This is a genomic window from Ruegeria sp. L11, from assembly GCF_056531755.1.
In genome coordinates this window covers 195,635-212,456 of sequence record NZ_JBQFMI010000001.1, presented here as the reverse complement: position 1 = coordinate 212,456, position 16,822 = coordinate 195,635, and the positions used below count along the sequence as shown (strand labels likewise).

Genomic DNA, 16,822 nt, shown 5'->3' with positions numbered 1-16,822 from the left:
GGCACCGTCAGGCACCGGTTAGGACATCAACTGAAGGCGAAGAGGTTTTACTTCTTCGCTTTTTTCTTGTCCTTCTTCTTTCCGCCTTTCTTGCCGTCTTTCTTTTTTCCGTCCTTTTTTGACTTTTTGTCCTTTTTGGACTTGGCTTTCACCTTGTCTTTGGCCTTGGAAAAGGCGGCTTCCATCTCTTTGCGCTTCTTCGCGGCTTTTTCGGCCTTAGCCTTGGCTTTGGCCTTTTTCTTTTCAGCAGTCTCGGCTTTTTCGGCGGCTGCTTTTTCTTCTGCTGCCTTGCGTGCGGCTTCCTCGACCCGTTTCTCGGCTGCGGCTGCGGCGATTGTTTTGCGTGGCGCGGCTTTGCGTGCGGTCGGTCTGCGCGTCGCGGGCGTCCGGGCCGCAGTTCGGCGTGTTGCCGGTTTCGCAGCAGGCGGTTTTGCAGCAACGGCATCTTTGGCAGATGCAATCAAAACCAACGCGCGCGCCTCACCGATCCGAGGGACCTTGACCAAATCAGCAGGAGTGGCCTTGGCTATCGCCTCGGCCGTCTTGAAGCCATTGGCAACAAGGGCCTGGCCAAGTGCCTCTCCTACACCTTTTATGTCGGTCACAGCGGTCATTCTGGGTCCTTTCTCTGTCTGATTACTGGCTCGTATATACAAAAGATACACGGGCCCGCAAGCTGTGTGGTGGTCGTCCCTGTTCTGCCAGCTTAGTTATGGGCAAGACCAGCGGCTCGGTTGTTTCTCGGAAAGGGTACAAGGCGCTTGGCATCTTCGTCCCATAGCTTCAGGTTCAATGCCGCCACGGCCTCGGGAAACTTGATCCGGCGGGGGGTATATTCCGGCGGCAGGTTATAGTGGCAGGCACGCAGGCGATATGATGGGATACGCGCGTTGAAATGGTGGATATCATGCAACGTGATGCAAGCCACAGCCATATCGAACCACCATCCGAAATCCAGCGCGGATGACCCCTCAAGCGCTGCTGTCTGAGGGTTCAAATCGGGGCGGCGATCCCAATAGGTGTCTTCGAAATTGTGCTGAAGATAAACGAGGAAGACGCCCAGCATTCCACCCAAAAAGGAAAACACCAGCCAGACCCAAATGCCCGTCATACCCGCGATCAGATACAACAATCCAAGAAAAACAACGATCGACAGGTTGTGCAACACCACACCTTTGGCGCCAAAACGCGCCGTATTCTTGGGCCAGCGGTATCGGATGAAATAGGTGAACAACGCGCCGGCCGGAACCAGGATGAACGGATTGCGATACAGCCGGTAAAACAAACGTGTTTTCCAATCAGCTGCATTCCACTCTCGCAGGGTCATCGTGTGAATTTCACCTGTCTCGCGGTGCTCAAGATTTCCGATGCCCGCATGGTGCAAATTGTGGTTCTGTTTCATCACCTCGAACGGGGCGAAAGTGAAGGGAGACAGGCCATGCCCTGCCCATTCGTTTTGCATACGTGTCTCGAACAGAGAGTGGTGCCCGCAATCATGTTGCAGCACATAAAGCCGTACTGCGGCAAAGGCGAACACGATCCCGGCGGGTATCATGATGTACCATCGATCAACAAATGTGATCGCAACGGTCAGCGACGCGAAATACACCGCAAATGTGCCAAAATAACTTGCCGCCGCCAATCTGTTGTCCTGCACCGCGTAATGTCTTGTATATTCCCTCAAATCCATCCAGCCGTCTCCTTACGATGGCCGTTCAGTTTTCTGTTCAAATCTAGGTGCGGCTAGTCCGCGTGCAAGCAGTGCTTGCCCAAACAAATGCACACGCATGAATGCTAGCGCGGAGAACAGAAACTGTCACGCCCCCGTGAGGTAAGATGCTGAAAATTGGCGCAGTTACGCGCGGCCCTTGAGATGCTTGGCCAATGCGCCCGCATTTTTCTTGCGCCGCCCCTTATACGGGTTCTTGTCGCCCTGCCCGCGCAGCGTCAGACGGATTGGGGTGCCAGGCATGTCAAAGTCCTGACGCAACCCGTTGACCAGATAGCGGGTATAGCTTTCGGGCATCTTATCGGGATGAGAACACATCACAACAAAACCCGGCGGCCGCGTTTTCGCCTGGGTCATATAGCGCAGCTTGATGCGGCGGCCCTGCGGGGCCGGCGGCGGGTGCTGTTCCAGCATGGCAGTCAGCCACCGGTTCAACGCCGCGGTTGGCACTCGGCGGTTCCAGACATCATGGGCGCGCAGGATGGCGGCGCGCAATCTCTCCAGCCCGCGACCCGTTTTTGCCGAGACGGTGACCAGAGGGGCACCGCGCAGCTGCGGCAGCAAGCGGTCGAAGGCTTCTTTCAGTTCCCGCAGCTTTTCCTGCTTGTTTTCCTCGACGTCCCACTTGTTTACAGCAACGACAACAGCCCGGCCTTCGCGTTCGGCCAAATCGGCAATTCTCAGGTCCTGTTGTTCAAATGGAATGGCTGCGTCCAGCAGTACGACGACAACCTCGGCGAACTTCACCGCGCGCAGACCGTCTGACACCGAAAGCTTTTCAAGCTTTTCCTGTACCTTCGCTTTCTTGCGCATTCCTGCTGTATCAAAGATCCGCATCGGAGTGCTTTCTCCATCCGGGTCGGCCCAATCGATCCGCAGGCTGATAGCGTCACGGGTGATCCCGGCCTCGGGCCCCGTCAACAGGCGGTCTTCGCCGATGATCTTGTTGATCAGCGTGGATTTGCCCGCATTCGGACGGCCAACCACGGCCACTTGCAAAGGCTTGGCAGCGGTGATCAGGGGCATTTCGCCCTCACCGTCTTCATCCAGCTCAATATCTGTTTCCGGGGCTTCTTCGACCTGCTTTTCCTCGGCTGCATCCGCCAATGGCATCAGCTGAGCATAAAGGTCGGTCATCCCCTCGCCATGTTCACCCGACATGCGCACCGGTTCACCCAGACCCAGATTGTATGCCTCGAGCACCCCGGCATCCGCTGCGCTGCCTTCAGCCTTGTTGGCCGCAAGGATCACGTGCTTGGACCGCTTGCGCAGGATTTCTGCAAACATCTCATCCGTGGGCGTCAGCCCGACCCGCGCGTCGATCATGAACAGGCAGACATCGGCCATGTCCACGGCGCGCTCGGTCAGGCGGCGCATCCGGCCCTGCAAACTGTCATCTGTCGCGTCTTCAAGTCCGGCCGTATCGATCACAGTAAAGCGCAGATCGCCCAGACGCCCTTCGCCCTCGCGCAAGTCACGCGTCACACCGGGCTGGTCGTCGACCAGCGCCAGACGTTTGCCTACGAGGCGGTTGAACAATGTGGATTTGCCCACGTTCGGGCGCCCCACGATAGCGAGGGTCAGCGACATGATACTCTACTTTCAAGACTCAAGTTGCGCCCTTTAACGCATCTTGCCGTCAACGGAAAGCGTGTAGATCACCTTTGGTCGAAACAACATACAGCGTCTGCCCGGCCACAACAGGGGATGCTGTTGCGCCTCCGGGAACTTCAGCCTGATGAACCAGTGTTCCGTCAACTGGATTGAAGAACCGCAGAAACCCGTCGTTGGACGCAACCACAATACGACCCCCGGCCAGAATTGGGCCGTAATGCGCAAAGATCGGTCCCCGGCGGCCACGCTTGTCCTTGACGAAGCCCGGCAGATCCTGCGCCCAGATGACAGACCCGTCCGCCGCGTTCAGACGCACCAGCTGGCTGCGATCACTGATCAGGAAGATGCTGTTGCCCGCAGGCCAGACCGTATCGACCGCACCTTCGTCTGCTGTCCACTGGCGCTCACCGGAAGCGGCATCAAATGCGACGGTCCGGCCCGAGTGATTGCCGATGTAGATACTGTTGCCGACAACCATCGGACCGCCAGTCACATCGACGATTTGCGCCGCGGCGCGCCCGCGACGCCCCCCTGCAACAGACGCGTTCCAGCGGCGGATACCACCGCGGCGGAAAGTGGCCGCCACGTCACCCGAGCCAAAGGCAAATACCGCCAGATCAGATGCGATTGCAGGCGCAGGCGCACCCAGAACGTTCCCGACGCTGGGTGTGCCTTCGAATTGCCAGGCTATGCGTCCGTCCTTGGTGTTTACAGCCCAGCCGGTTTCGTCTCCGGCCACCACGTATAACAGGCCATCATTCACCAGCGGGGCGCCGCTGCCGGTCGCTTCCAGGCGTTTTTGCCAGCGCACGGCACCCGATTTGGCGTCCAGCGCGGTCAGCCGACCGAACCCTGACGACACATAAAGGACGTCGTCGGCATAAGCCAAACCACCCCCTGTTGCATCCGAGTCGCCATCACTTGGCGGGATCAGATCGGTTTCCCATGCCAACTGCCCCTGCTGGGTGACCGCTGAAACCGTCGCCCCTGAATCCAGTGTAAAGATCAATCCGCCCGCAACCACCGGCTCGGCAGTTATGCGTTGCTTGCGCGAGTCACCCTGCCCGATCGAAACAGACCAGATCCGCTGTGGCGTCGCGCGCAAGGCGGCATGCGTGGTCCGGTACGCGGGCGTTCCCGGACTTTGGGACCAGCTGGCGTTGACCTGTTGCCCCGGCAGGCTGATCGGTTGCGAGCCGCGCTTTTCGACCGTTTCAAGATCTGAAACAGGGCGAATATCCTCGCGTTCACCGGGCAGAATGGCTTCGGGCGGTTCACAGGCCGCCAATGCGATCAGGGCCAGCGCCGCAAAAGGCATTCCCGTGCGGGAAAAAAATCTTTTTACCATGATACTCCGAACTCGCCTGTCGTTAAGTCTCTTGTCCCGCCTGGTCAGCCTTGCTGCGCCACCAATGGTTCAGGTTCCCCACCCAAAGCAATGATCATTTGCGCGGCGCGCTGTTGCAGGTCGATACCCACCTCGGCATCCTGCCGCAGCGCCTGCAACCGGTCCAGCGCAGCATCGACATTGCCGTCGGCCACGTCAATCAGGGCCAACTGTTCTTCCGCCAGCAGCCGCAGAGGAGCTCCGGGGGATGCCAACGCCTCGAACTGTTGCCGTCGATCGGCGGCAGGCAAGGTGTCACCCTGCAAAAGCAGCGATTTGAAGCTTGCAATCGCGCGGTAAATCTCGGGCAGGTCGCCCTGTACGGCCACCGCGTTCAGGCTGTTGACCGCGTCCTCTCGGGATCCGGATTCGACCTGTGACGCGGACAGCAACATATCCAGCACGGCTTTCCCGCCCGGTGACATCGCCTCTGCCTGCGCAAGACCTGCAGCCCTTGCAGCCGGGTCATTTTCGGACAACGCAGCAAGAATGGTGTCACCCAATTGCTGAGCTTGCGCCGTGTCCCGCGCCTTGCGGTATTCATTGAAAGCGGCACCGCCTACGATCAACACGACGGCGACGACACCCACCCAGCCCCAGCGGCGCAGCAACAGATAGATCCGGTCGCGGCGCACCTCTTCGGTGACCTCATCAATGAAACTGTCAATATCGCTCATCCAAGCCCCCGGGCTGTCTATCTTGTATAAGTGCGCCATGTCATACCCCGGCACCAACGCCAAGCCAAGGGTCCGATTTTGCACATTTTGACCGCTTTGCTTCCCTCTTGCGAAAAAATGCAAACCGAACTATTCAGTTCAGTATGGAAAAGATGCCGAACAGACCCCATTTCATGGCGTGACAGCCCAAGTATTAATGGCGCAGATTCTTAGGAGAAACACTGTATGCGTTTGATTTCATTCATCAACGCCCTTCTCGTGATTGTTGCACTGTATTTTCTGGTGTTTGAACGTGACACCTTGTTCGCCTTTGCCGGACGCGGTGATGCCGTGGAAGCAACACAAGACGAAGCAGCGGAAACCGATAACTCCGATATCTCTGCAGTGGGTGTTGTCGCCCTGCGCTCGCAAGCGCGTGAAATTGACAGCGCCGTGCTGCTGCGCGGTCAGACCAAGGCAAACCGGCAGGTCGAAGTACTTTCGGAAACCACGTCCACCGTTATCTCTGAACCTAAACGTAAAGGTGCGTTTGTTGAGGCGGGCGATATATTATGCGAGCTTGATCCCGGCACGCGCCCGGCACAACTGGCCGAAGCCATGGCGGGCAAACTGGAAGCCCAGAGCCGCATACCCGAAGCCGAAGCACGCCTGACAGAGGCACATGCGCTTGTTGCCGAGGCCGAGATCAATCTGACAGCCTCGCGCAAACTGGCTGAAACCGGCTATGCGTCGGAAACCCGTCGCATCTCCAGCGAAGCGGTGATGAGCTCAGCGGAAGCCGGTGTGAAAACAGCCGAAGCCGGACTGGAAGCCACGCGTGCAGGCATCGAAGCAGCCGCGGCAGCAGTCGAGGCCGCACAGCGAGAGGTTGGCCGCCTGACCATCAAAGCCCCCTTCAAGGGCTTGCTGGAAAGCGACACTGCAGAACTGGGAAGCCTGATGCAGCCTGGATCACTTTGCGCGACTGTCATTCAACTGGACCCGATCAAGCTGGTCGGCTTCGTACCCGAGACCGAAGTCAATCGGGTGCTTGTTGGGTCCGAAGCATCGGCAACACTTGTGACCGGTCGGCAACTGGGCGGTCGGGTCACGTTCCTGAGCCGGTCCGCGGACGAGACAACACGTACATTCGAGGTGGAAATCACCGTTCCGAACCCCGACTTGACCATTCGCGACGGTCAGACGGCGACAATCAGCATCGCCGCCGAGGGCGCGAAAGCCCACCTGCTGCCGCAATCGGCGCTGACTCTTAGCAACGAAGGGCAATTGGGTGTGCGCACAGTTGGCGCAGGCAACGTTGTTGACTTCATGCCAGTCCGCATCCTGCGCGACACCGCCGAAGGTGTCTGGATCGACGGTCTTCCGGAAACGGTTGATATCATCGTGGTCGGGCAGGAATTCGTGATCCGCGGTGTTACCGTTGCACCAACTTATCGGGAAGCCTCGCAATGACGGGTATCGTCGCATGGGCCGCAGGCAGGGCCCGAATGGTTATGGCGTTCATCGCCATTTCACTGGTCGTAGGCGGCTTAGCCTATGTCTCGCTTCCGAAAGAGGGTGAACCGGATATCGAAATCCCTGCCCTTTTCGTTTCGGTGCAGTTTCCCGGAATTTCAGCAGAAGACTCGGAAAACCTTTTGGTCAAGCCGATGGAGACCGAGCTGGCGGATCTCGACGGGCTCAAGGAAATGACGTCGACTGCGGCCGAAGGCTATGCCGGGGTCGCGCTGGAGTTTGAATTCGGCTGGGACAAGACCTCGATCATGGCGGACGTGCGCGATGCCATGAACACGGCCCAGGCTGATTTCCCTGAAGGTGCGGAACAATACTCGCTGACGGAAATCAACTTTTCCGAATTCCCGATCGTCATCGTCAACCTGACCGGAGCTGTTCCGGAACGCACAATGGCCCGTGTCGCCAAGGATTTGCAGGACGAGCTTGAGGCGCTGGATTCCGTTCTCGAAGCGGGTATCGCGGGCAATCGTGACGAGTTGCTTGAGGTCATCATCGACCCCCTGCGGCTTGAGGCGTACAACGTGACCGCGGCCGAGTTGATCAATGTCGTGCGAAACAACAACCAGTTGATCGCAGCGGGCGAAGTCGAAACCGCACAGGGTACATTCTCGGTCAAGATCCCATCGTCATTCAAAACGGCGCAGGATGTCTATGCCTTGCCGGTCAAGGTCAATGGCGACCGGGTTGTAACGCTGGGTGAGCTTGCACAGATCAACTACACTTTTGAAGATCGCGAAGGTACCGCCCGTTTCAACGGCGAAGCGACCGTCGCGCTGCAGGTTGTCAAACGCAAGGGATATAACCTGATCGACACCGTAACGCAGGTGAAGGAAACCATTGCTGAGGCCAAGACAAAATGGCCGCCCGAGCTTCAGGCGGCGGTCGAGCTTGGGACGTCAAACGACCAGAGCCGCATTGTCGGTTCAATGGTCAGCCAGCTTGAAGGCTCGGTTCTGACTGCAATCGCCCTGGTGATGATCGTGGTTCTGGCATCTTTGGGTACGAGGGCCGCGCTTTTGGTCGGTTTTGCGATCCCGACCTCGTTCCTTCTGTGTTTCGCGTTTCTTGCGGTCATGGGCATCAGTATCTCGAACATCGTTATGTTCGGCCTCATCCTGGCCGTGGGGATGCTGGTCGACGGTGCCATCGTGGTGGTGGAATACGCAGACAAACGCATCAAGGAAGGTGTCGGCCCGATGCATGCCTATGTCGAGGCGGCCCAACGTATGTTCTGGCCCATCGTATCCTCGACCGCGACGACGCTATGTGCCTTTCTGCCCATGCTGTTCTGGCCCGGTATTCCGGGTGAATTCATGGGGATGCTGCCGGTCACGCTGATCTTTGTTCTGTCGGCTTCGCTGATTGTGGCGCTGATCTACCTGCCGGTCATGGGAGGCGTTTCGGGGCGTCTGAGCCGCGTTTTTGACCGGTCTTCGAATTGGCTCCGGGCGCGTACCCGGTGGTGGGTTCGGGCGGTGATGGTGCCCCCGTCGCTCTACATGATTTTCCTTGGCGCAATGCAGGTTCTGAACCCTGACTATCTGCTGCCCGGAGGAGTGGTCGCCGGTGCCCTGCTGTTCCTGTTCGGGGCCTTTGCCGGGTCTGTAACGCTGAGCGCGGCCAAGTTCGAACGAGCGGAAGAAGACCACGTCCACACCGCTGACGAACACACACCTTTCGGACATGTGATCGGGTTCCTTGTCGGCAACCCGATCATGCCGATTGTGTCGCTGGCGGCAGTTTTCTCTGCCGTGTATTTCGTGACCTTCGTCTGGTTCCCGCAGGAATCCCGAGGTGTCGAATTCTTCGTTGAAAGCGAACCGGAACAGGCAACTGCTTACGTCCGTGCCCGTGGCAACCTGTCACTGGCTGAAAAAGACGAGATGGTGCTGCAGGCCGAACAGATCATTGGATCTCATCCGGCAGTAATCAACGTCTTTTCCTTTGCAGGCGAAGGTGGTCTGAACCAGAACACCGGCGGTGCGCAGGCACCAGCGGACACGGTGGGGCGCGTCCAGTTCGAAATTATACCATGGGAAGATCGCCCGAACGTTTCGGAATCCGCTTTGTGGGGATTGTTTGAGCGCCACTTTGTGGCTCCAGAATTTGATGGCGATTACGTAATCGACGATCTCAACGCCAAACTGGCGACAATACCCGGAATCGTTGTTGAAATCCTGGCATTGGAACAGGGCCCGGCCTCGGCCAAGCCCGTTCACCTGCGCATCAAGGGGGACGGTTGGGACGAGCTGACATCGGCCACTGTCACCGCGCGCCAGATCTTTGACGAAACGCCGGGGCTGATCAAAACCGAAGACACCCTGCCCTTGCCGGGCATCGATTGGCAGATCGACGTCGATGTGGCGAAGGCCGGCCGGTTTGGGGCTGATGTGGCCACCGTCGGTGCCATGGTGCAGCTGGTGACACGCGGCATCCTGCTGGGTGAGATGCGCCCCGACAGCACAGATGAAGAGATCGAGATCCGTGTCCGATTGCCGGAAGAGGATCGCGTGCTGTCGACATTGGACACGCTCAAGGTCCGCACGCCGGACGGGTTGGTTCCGCTGTCGAACTTCGTGACCCGGGAACCCGTGGCCAAACTGGCCCAGATCAACCGTGTCGACCAGCAACGTTATTACGATGTGAAGGCCGATGTAATTGACGGAATTCAGATCCTTCAGATGATCCCACTTGATGAAGATGGCGAACCAGTAGAGAACGGAGCGCTCGACGTTGGTTTCGGTTACGAGGTCACTGATGAAGGAGCTGGAAATGGTGAAGCGTACAACGTCACCATGATACAACCCAGATCTTTCCCGTTCTCGCTTTTTTGGAGTCCACAGGTACTTCGGTACAATGTTCCAGAAGTCACCCAATCGATTGATATCTCAACTGTTCAAAGCCAGATAGATGCCGAGAAGGCCACAGTGCAACTCGTCCCGATGAACGCGAACGAGCGGATCGAGAAGCTAACGCAGTGGCTGAACACGGACCCGTTCCCCACCTCAATCAGTTGGGAATGGACCGGGGATCAGGAAGAGCAGGCTGAATCCGGCGCATTTCTGGTGAATGCCTTCATGGGCGCATTGGGGCTGATGTTCGTGATCCTGCTGGCCCAGTTCAACTCGTTCTACAATTCGGTGCTGGTGCTGTTGGCGGTTGTTCTTTCGACCACCGGGGTGCTGATCGGCATGATCGTGATGGAGCAACCCTTTTCGATCATCATGACCGGCACCGGCATCGTTGCGCTGGCAGGAATTGTGGTGAACAACAACATTGTTCTGATCGATACCTATCAGGAATACAGTGCCTATATGCCGAGGATCGATGCAATCGTCCGCACTGCGGAATCGCGTATCCGCCCGGTTTTGCTGACCACGTTGACGACTATGGCAGGTCTGACCCCGATGATGTTTGGGCTTTCGCTGGACTTCATCAATGGCGGCTATTCCATCGACAGTCCCACCGCCCTGTGGTGGAAACAGCTGGCCACAGCGGTTGTCTTTGGTCTTGGCATCGCCACTGTTCTCACGCTGATCGTGACGCCGTCGCTTCTGGCACTGCGTGTCTGGGTGACAACTTACGCAGTCTGGCTCAGTCGCGGGCTTGCCCGTGTGACTGCGGGGCGGTCCAGTCAGATCGCGCAGGATATGGCTATTGGTCGCTCGGCTCGCAAACTACAGGCGACCGAGATTGTGTGGGATGAGCCGTCACAATCCGAGACCCGGCCGCGAGACGAGCCTATAGATCAGGTTCCGGGATCGCCGCTAAAAGCTGCAGAATAAGGATGAAAGGACCGGGATTCCCGGTCCTTTTCGTTTTCTGCCGTCACAGTCGGGACCAGGTCTGGTGCGCGCAAATCGCATGTTCACAGCCTTTGACCATGAGCTTGTCACCTTGCAACGTCATCTGTGGAACAGCATCAACGTCGATCAGGGGAACCCAGAACTCACCCCCGCCGTATTTTCCACCGCCTTCGCTGGACACATCCCAGAACAGCTTTTTCCCGATATTCGGCGTTTGAACTTCTTTGCCCGATGAATCAAAAGCCGAAAGTATCGTGCCGCAGAACTTGTCCGCGCAGGCGGATATCTTGATGTGCGAGATCAGGTTCTTGCGATCAGGCTCGGTCTTCCAAACGCCCTCGATCGGGTCAGCTGCTACCATAGCCGGAAGAAGAACCACGACCGCTATAGGTACCAATCGTCTTGCTAAACCATTGATCATGGCGTCCACCTTCATTCACGGCGCATCCTAGCACATCCCGCGGGGCAAGATGAGCCCCTCAGGCGGCCTCACTGTCCGACTGCTGGCGGTTCCACAGTTGAGCATATCGCCCGGACAGCGCCAACAGCTCGTCATGTGTGCCCTGTTCGATGATCTCACCGGCCTCAAGAACAACAATCCGATCCGCCTCGGCAATGGTGCTGAGGCGATGGGCAATCGTGATCACCGTCCGCCCTTCCCCTGCGTGCGCCAGCGCATCCTTGATGTCCTGTTCCGTGTCGGTATCCAGGGCCGAGGTCGCCTCGTCCAGCAACAGGATCGGAGGGTTCTTCAGCAATGTCCGCGCTATGCCAACCCGTTGTTTTTCGCCGCCGGACAGTTTCAGACCGCGCTCACCCACCATGGTGTCGTACCCGTCGGGCAGCGAAGTGATAAAGTCATGAATCTGGGCGGCGCGGGCTGCGGCCTCGACATCCTCAGGGGTGGCATCGTCGCGCCCATACGCAATGTTGTAGCGAATGGTGTCGTTAAACAGCACTGTATCCTGTGGCACAACGCCGATCGCTGCATGCAGGCTGGTCTGGGTCACGTCCCGAACGTCCTGCCCGTCGATCTTCAGCGCGCCTTTGGTCACGTCGTAAAACCGGAACAACAGCCGCCCGATGGTCGACTTGCCAGACCCAGTCGCCCCGACGATTGCGACCGTCTGTCCGGCCGGAACCATCAAGGAAACACCCTTGAGGATTTCCCTTTCGGGGTCATACCCAAAATGCACATTCTCAAGTGTGACCTCACCACCTTTGACAACAAGCTCGGGTGCATCAGGCTGATCGGTGACTTCGGCAGGTTGTTCGAGCAGATCAAACATCTGCCCCATATCAACCAGCGATTGCCGGATCTCACGATAGACCGTCCCCAGAAAGTTCAGCGGAACGGTGATCTGGATCATATACGCGTTGACCATGACAAAGTCGCCCACGGTCAGGTTTCCATTCTGAACGCCAATTGCTGCCAGAACCATAACTCCGATCAGACCGCAGGTAATCAGGAAGGATTGGCCGAAGTTCAAAAACGCCAGCGAATAGGCGGTTTTCAGCGCCGCCCCGGCATAGGCTTTCATCGACACGTCGTAACGTGCAGCTTCGCGCGCTTCCGCGTTGAAATACTTGACGGTTTCGAAGTTCAGCAAACTGTCAATGGCGCGCTGATTGGCTTCGGTGTCCTGGTCGTTCATCTCACGCCGCAGCTTTACCCGCCATTCGGTCACGGCAAAGGTGAACCAAATGTAAAGGCCGATGGTGACGGCGACGACGACCAGATACCAGACGTCGAACAACCACATCAGGATGATCGCTACCAGCAACAGCTCAAGGATCAGCGGCCCGATTGAGAACAGCAGGAAACGCAGCAGGAATTCAACGCCTTTGACGCCCCTCTCGATGATACGGCTCAGCCCGCCGGTGCGGCGCGAGACGTGATAGCGCATGGAAAGGTTATGGATATGTCTGAACGTCTCCAGCGCCAGCGCCCGCAAGGCCCGCTGTCCAACAGGGGCAAAGGCGGCGTCCCGCAATTGCTGGAACCCAACCGTCATCATGCGCGCCACGCCGTAGGCAACCGTCACACCCACTGCGCCCAGCGCTAGCGGCGGCACGCCTTCACCTGCCAATGAGTCAACGGCGCCTTTGTATAGGATCGGGGTATAGACCGCGATCAGTTTGGCCAGAACCAGCATCGCCATTGCGATAACCACGCGGCGCTTTACCCAAACCTCGTCCTGCGGCCAGAGGTAGGGCGCAACCTTGCGGATTGTCCGCCAGCCTGAACTGCGCTCGCCGCTCTGCACCCCGTCACTCGAGGCCATCGGAGATGTTCGTCTCATCACGTACCTTGTCTGCGGTCAGAGAAAGGCTCTGGCCCGCAAAGGGCCAGCGCGTTGATTATTCCGGTATCGTAAAGATTTGCCCCGGATAGATCAGATCCGGGTCGCGGATCAAGTCGCGGTTGGCTTCGAACAGGCGCACATACAGGATGCCATCGCCAAAGCGGTCACGCGAGATCGCCCACAGCGTGTCGCCCCGCTGCACAGTGACCGACCGAATTGCCGGGGCATTGTCCTGCGCGGCTGTTCCGTCACCGCCACCTGATGCTGCTTCCAAAACTTCCACAGGTTCGCGTTTGAACGGGGTTTCGACCCGGCTGAGGACCTTCCCGTCCGTGTTCACCGCGTCAACACGCAACGTGTAAACACCGGGGTCGATACCGTCCAGATCACTCCGCCAGGATCCATCCTGTTCCGGAGCAAGGTCGGCAACCAGACGATTGTCCAGATACACCCTGATGGCCGCCCCGTCCTGTACTCGCCCGGTCAACTGGACGTCACCGGTTTCGGAATACCCGATTGTATCCAGCGCGACCTGTTCCGGCGGGGTATCCCGAACCACGGGCGGTTGCACGAGTTCAACGCCTTCTTCGCCCGACCGCAGTACCGCGATCTGCTGACCCGTTTCAGATGTCTCTGCCGACTGGTCGGCAACCTGCGCTTCGCTGGCTTCTGGCGCGGTCGCCACAGGGTCTGATGTTTCGGTCTCAGCTGGGGTTTCGGTCTCTGGATCGACAACCGCCGAGGCTATCTGTTCTTCAGCTTCGGTTGTTTCGCCTTGATCAACAGCGTCAGTTTGCTGCGCAACCGGCTCTTCCTCGACCGGCTTCGGCAGAGCGGCGATCAGATAGTCGTCAGACCGGGTTGTTTGCCCGCCGCTTTTGCTGCGCAGGATTAGCCCCTGCGCGGCATCGCTGAAGGGGATCGAGACGAACTCGGCGAACTGCCCACTACTATCCACCGTGAATGTGTGTATGGTTTCACCGTTCAGGAGAACTTCAATCTGGCTGCCCGGCTCGGCGTCACCTGACAAAAGCGCCGTTCCATCTGCTTCAACAAAAATCTGATCTAAAACCGGGGGGGCCGTGGGTGCCTGTACATTCTCTTCCGATTGGGCCGCCGCAGGTTCAGTGTCTGGAACAACATCTGTTGCCGCAGCCGTGTCTTCGGCGGGATCAGCGGTTGGTACCTCATCCGGTGTCACGGCGGCCTGCTCAGCTGGTTCTGTTGTGGTAGTTTCCGCAGGCGCTTCGGCCGCTTGTTCCTGCGGTTGCGTAGCTGCAACAGACACGGGTTCCTGCGGTGCACCCGCCTCAGGCTCTGGCGCTTTGGTGAAAGCGCCGGACAGATACAAACCCCCAACACCCAGCACGGCAACCAGACCCGCAATCACACCCCAGACAAAATTGCCCGAGCTTCCGTTTCCCGATTTGGCGTCCATTGTTTTCCTTTCACCCCGCCGTACAAAAGCTTTGTCTTCAAAAGCCTTCCAGCGGACAGTTGAGCCAATCTATCAATCCCGCTATCAGGGGTCAAAACCTCTGACACAACCCCGGAGCGTCTCTTTCATGTCTCAGAAATCCGTCTGTGTGTATTGCGGGTCACGCAATGGGGCCGAGAAAGCTTATTCTGAAACCGCACGACAGTTTGGCAGCCTGCTTGCGCAGGAAGGCTGGCGGCTGGTTTACGGTGCCGGAGATGTCGGGCTGATGGGCGAAGTCGCCCGGGCCGCGCAACAAGCCGGTGGCGAGACCTTTGGTGTCATTCCGGTGCATCTGGTCAAACGAGAGGTCGGCAAGACCGACCTGACCCATTTCGTGATCACCGAAACCATGCACGAGCGGAAAAAGGTCATGATCATGAATGCTGACGCCGTCGTTGTTCTGCCCGGCGGGCCGGGATCACTGGACGAGCTTTTTGAAGCGCTGACCTGGCGGCAGCTGGGCCTGCACGACAAACCCATCGTCATCGTCAATGTGAACGGCTATTGGGATGCGTTGAAAACCCTGTTGCATCAGGTGATCGGGCAAGGCTTTGCAGATCGATCACTGGGTGACTTTGTCATTTGGGCTGAAGATGCAGAAACAGCAATGACGGCCCTGCGCGATAAGCTGCGGTAAACCCGGCAGGTCGCGAAAGTGTCTGACCGAACGCAGCTGTGCATCGTTGCCGCACATATGCGGGCAAGACATTGGGCTGGTCGATTTGGTGAAGCCTCAGGTCTTTAGGCAGACAGTTCGATAACCGTGATCTCGGGGGTTAAACCAAATCGAACCGGAAGGATGGAACATCCAATGCCGCCGGACACAACCAGATCACGCCCGCCTTCGCGCACATGCCCATAGGCATATCTGTTGCCGTATTTGGAGGGCACGATCGGCGACCAGCCAAACAGACGAATCTGACCGCCATGCGTATGACCGGATAGCGTCAAAGCCACCCTGTCGGGCACTTGAGGGAAGATGTCGGGCTCATGCGCCATCATCACAACCGGGGCATCATCGGTGATTTGCGCCAGTGTCCCCGACAGATCATCCAGCCCCTGCGGTTTACCGTTGCGCCAGATCGCAAGCTGGTCTTCAAGACCCGCCAACCAGAAACCAAGAGCTTCTAGCTTGATGGCGGTATTCGACAAAACCGTAATTCCGCTCTGCTCCAGCGCATCGGCATATTGGTTGGGGCCAGCACCACGGCGCTGCGCTTGCCGGTCATCCCACCAGTCGTGATTGCCAAGTACAGCAAAGACGCCGTTCTTGGCCTCAAGGTTGGCAAGAACCGGTGCCAGATCTTTCATTTCGACAGGACGCAAAACGCCTTTGTGGCTTGCGAAGAAATCACCCAGAAGCAGGATCATATCCGGCGCAAGCGCATTCGTACGCCGTACCACCTGTTTTATTCGGTCCAGCCCGACCAAAGGTTCGCCCAGATGCAAATCTGCCAGTACGGCAATCCTGAGCGGCGGCGCAGTCCAATCCTCTCGCCGGACGCGCCATTTTCGCACGCGTAGCCGCAGGCCGGGTTCGATGAAAAACCCGTAGACTGATGTGATTAGGCCTGCCAGCGTCACCGCCAGCAGGCCCTTGATAAACCGGCGTCGGTTCAATGACTTACATCCGCGACGCGACGTTTTCCCAGTTCACCAGATTGTCGAGGAAGTTCGACAGATAAGCCGGACGTTTGTTGCGGAAGTCGATGTAGTATGAGTGTTCCCAAACGTCACAACCCAGCAGCGCAGTCTGACCAAAGCAAAGCGGGTTCACGCCGTTTTCAGTCTTGGTCACGGCCAGCGAGCCGTTAGCATTCTTGACCAGCCACGCCCAGCCCGAGCCGAACTGACCGGCACCAGCGGCGCTGAACTGCAATTTGAATTCGTCAACCGAACCAAAGCTTTCGGTCAGAGCTTTCTCAAGCTCACCGGGCATGGCGTTGTCGCCGGGGCCCATCATTTCCCAGAACTGGTTGTGGTTCCACAGCTGGCTGATGTTGTTGAAGATACCGTTCTGCGCGACGGCATTTGCGTCGTAGGTGCCAACGATGATCTCTTCCAGCGACTTGCCGTCCCATTCGGTGCCGGCGATCAGTTTATTGCCATTGTCGACATAGGCTTTGTGGTGCAGATCGTGGTGATATTCCAGTGTTTCCGCGGACATACCCTTGGCTGCCAGCGCGTCATGTGCATAAGGAAGATCAGGAAGTTCAAAAGCCATGTCGGCCCCCTGTATAAATTTGAGTTGCGGTTCCCAAGGTTAAATGCTTTGGCAGCCGCCGCAGGTCAAGGGCCGAGACAAGAA

Annotated in this window: 13 protein-coding genes; 3 read left to right on the top strand and 10 right to left on the bottom strand. The window is 57.9% G+C overall.

Going from position 1 to position 16,822, the window contains the following annotated elements; all coding sequences use genetic code 11:
- Positions 1 to 47: 47 nt before the first annotated feature.
- The 5 genes from ACR0CE_RS00995 to ACR0CE_RS00975 all read right to left on the bottom strand — a co-directional run bounded on the left by ACR0CE_RS00995 (position 48) and on the right by ACR0CE_RS00975 (position 5,407).
- A complete protein-coding gene (locus ACR0CE_RS00995) occupies positions 48 to 614 on the bottom strand; it encodes a helix-hairpin-helix domain-containing protein (protein WP_480830536.1) in 567 nt (188 codons plus the stop codon).
- Between the two features lie 92 nt (positions 615 to 706).
- On the bottom strand, positions 707 to 1,690 hold the full coding sequence (locus ACR0CE_RS00990) for a fatty acid desaturase (protein ID WP_480830534.1): 984 nt from the start codon (positions 1,688 to 1,690) through the stop codon (positions 707 to 709).
- A 165-nt stretch (positions 1,691 to 1,855) separates the two neighbouring features.
- The gene (gene der, locus ACR0CE_RS00985) at positions 1,856 to 3,319 is read right to left on the bottom strand and encodes a ribosome biogenesis GTPase Der (protein WP_480480322.1); all 1,464 of its coding nucleotides are present in this window, start codon (positions 3,317 to 3,319) and stop codon (positions 1,856 to 1,858) included.
- 49 nt (positions 3,320 to 3,368) lie between these two features.
- Complete coding sequence (locus ACR0CE_RS00980; protein WP_480830532.1) at positions 3,369 to 4,691, bottom strand: PQQ-like beta-propeller repeat protein; 1,323 nt, start codon at positions 4,689 to 4,691, stop codon at positions 3,369 to 3,371.
- Between the two features lie 44 nt (positions 4,692 to 4,735).
- Positions 4,736 to 5,407, bottom strand: a complete 672-nt coding sequence (locus ACR0CE_RS00975; protein WP_480480318.1) for a hypothetical protein — start codon at positions 5,405 to 5,407, stop codon at positions 4,736 to 4,738.
- A gap of 225 nt (positions 5,408 to 5,632) precedes the next feature.
- On the opposite strand from ACR0CE_RS00975, the gene ACR0CE_RS00970 reads away from it, so the two are divergent.
- Positions 5,633 to 6,859: an efflux RND transporter periplasmic adaptor subunit gene (locus tag ACR0CE_RS00970; RefSeq protein ID WP_480480316.1), complete on the top strand. Its 1,227-nt coding sequence runs from the start codon at positions 5,633 to 5,635 to the stop codon at positions 6,857 to 6,859.
- Entirely contained in the window at positions 6,856 to 10,707 is a 3,852-nt protein-coding gene (locus ACR0CE_RS00965; protein ID WP_480545373.1) for an efflux RND transporter permease subunit, read from the top strand. The genes ACR0CE_RS00970 and ACR0CE_RS00965 overlap by 4 nt, the downstream gene beginning before the upstream one ends.
- A 43-nt stretch (positions 10,708 to 10,750) precedes the next feature.
- On the opposite strand, the gene ACR0CE_RS00960 is transcribed toward ACR0CE_RS00965, so the two are convergent.
- From ACR0CE_RS00960 to ACR0CE_RS00950, 3 genes are all read right to left on the bottom strand, one after another.
- Positions 10,751 to 11,089, bottom strand: a complete 339-nt coding sequence (locus ACR0CE_RS00960; protein WP_245222520.1) for a DUF2147 domain-containing protein — start codon at positions 11,087 to 11,089, stop codon at positions 10,751 to 10,753.
- A gap of 118 nt (positions 11,090 to 11,207) precedes the next feature.
- On the bottom strand, positions 11,208 to 13,031 hold the full coding sequence (locus ACR0CE_RS00955) for an ABCB family ABC transporter ATP-binding protein/permease (RefSeq protein ID WP_480830530.1): 1,824 nt from the start codon (positions 13,029 to 13,031) through the stop codon (positions 11,208 to 11,210).
- A 58-nt stretch (positions 13,032 to 13,089) separates the two neighbouring features.
- Positions 13,090 to 14,472 carry a LysM peptidoglycan-binding domain-containing protein gene (locus ACR0CE_RS00950; RefSeq protein WP_480830528.1) on the bottom strand — a complete coding sequence of 461 codons (1,383 nt, stop codon included), beginning with the start codon at positions 14,470 to 14,472 and terminating at the stop codon, positions 13,090 to 13,092.
- A 127-nt stretch (positions 14,473 to 14,599) separates the two neighbouring features.
- Between ACR0CE_RS00950 and ACR0CE_RS00945 the strand changes: the two genes are divergently transcribed.
- Positions 14,600 to 15,151, top strand: a complete 552-nt coding sequence (locus ACR0CE_RS00945; RefSeq protein WP_267366848.1) for an LOG family protein — start codon at positions 14,600 to 14,602, stop codon at positions 15,149 to 15,151.
- 104 nt (positions 15,152 to 15,255) lie between these two features.
- Here ACR0CE_RS00945 and ACR0CE_RS00940 read toward each other — a convergent pair whose 3' ends face one another.
- Positions 15,256 to 16,134, bottom strand: coding sequence for a metallophosphoesterase (locus tag ACR0CE_RS00940; RefSeq protein ID WP_480830527.1), 879 nt, complete (start codon positions 16,132 to 16,134; stop codon positions 15,256 to 15,258).
- Positions 16,135 to 16,138: 4 nt separating this feature from the next.
- On the bottom strand, positions 16,139 to 16,738 hold the full coding sequence (locus ACR0CE_RS00935) for a superoxide dismutase (protein ID WP_480830525.1): 600 nt from the start codon (positions 16,736 to 16,738) through the stop codon (positions 16,139 to 16,141).
- Between the last annotated feature and the right edge of the window lie 84 nt (positions 16,739 to 16,822).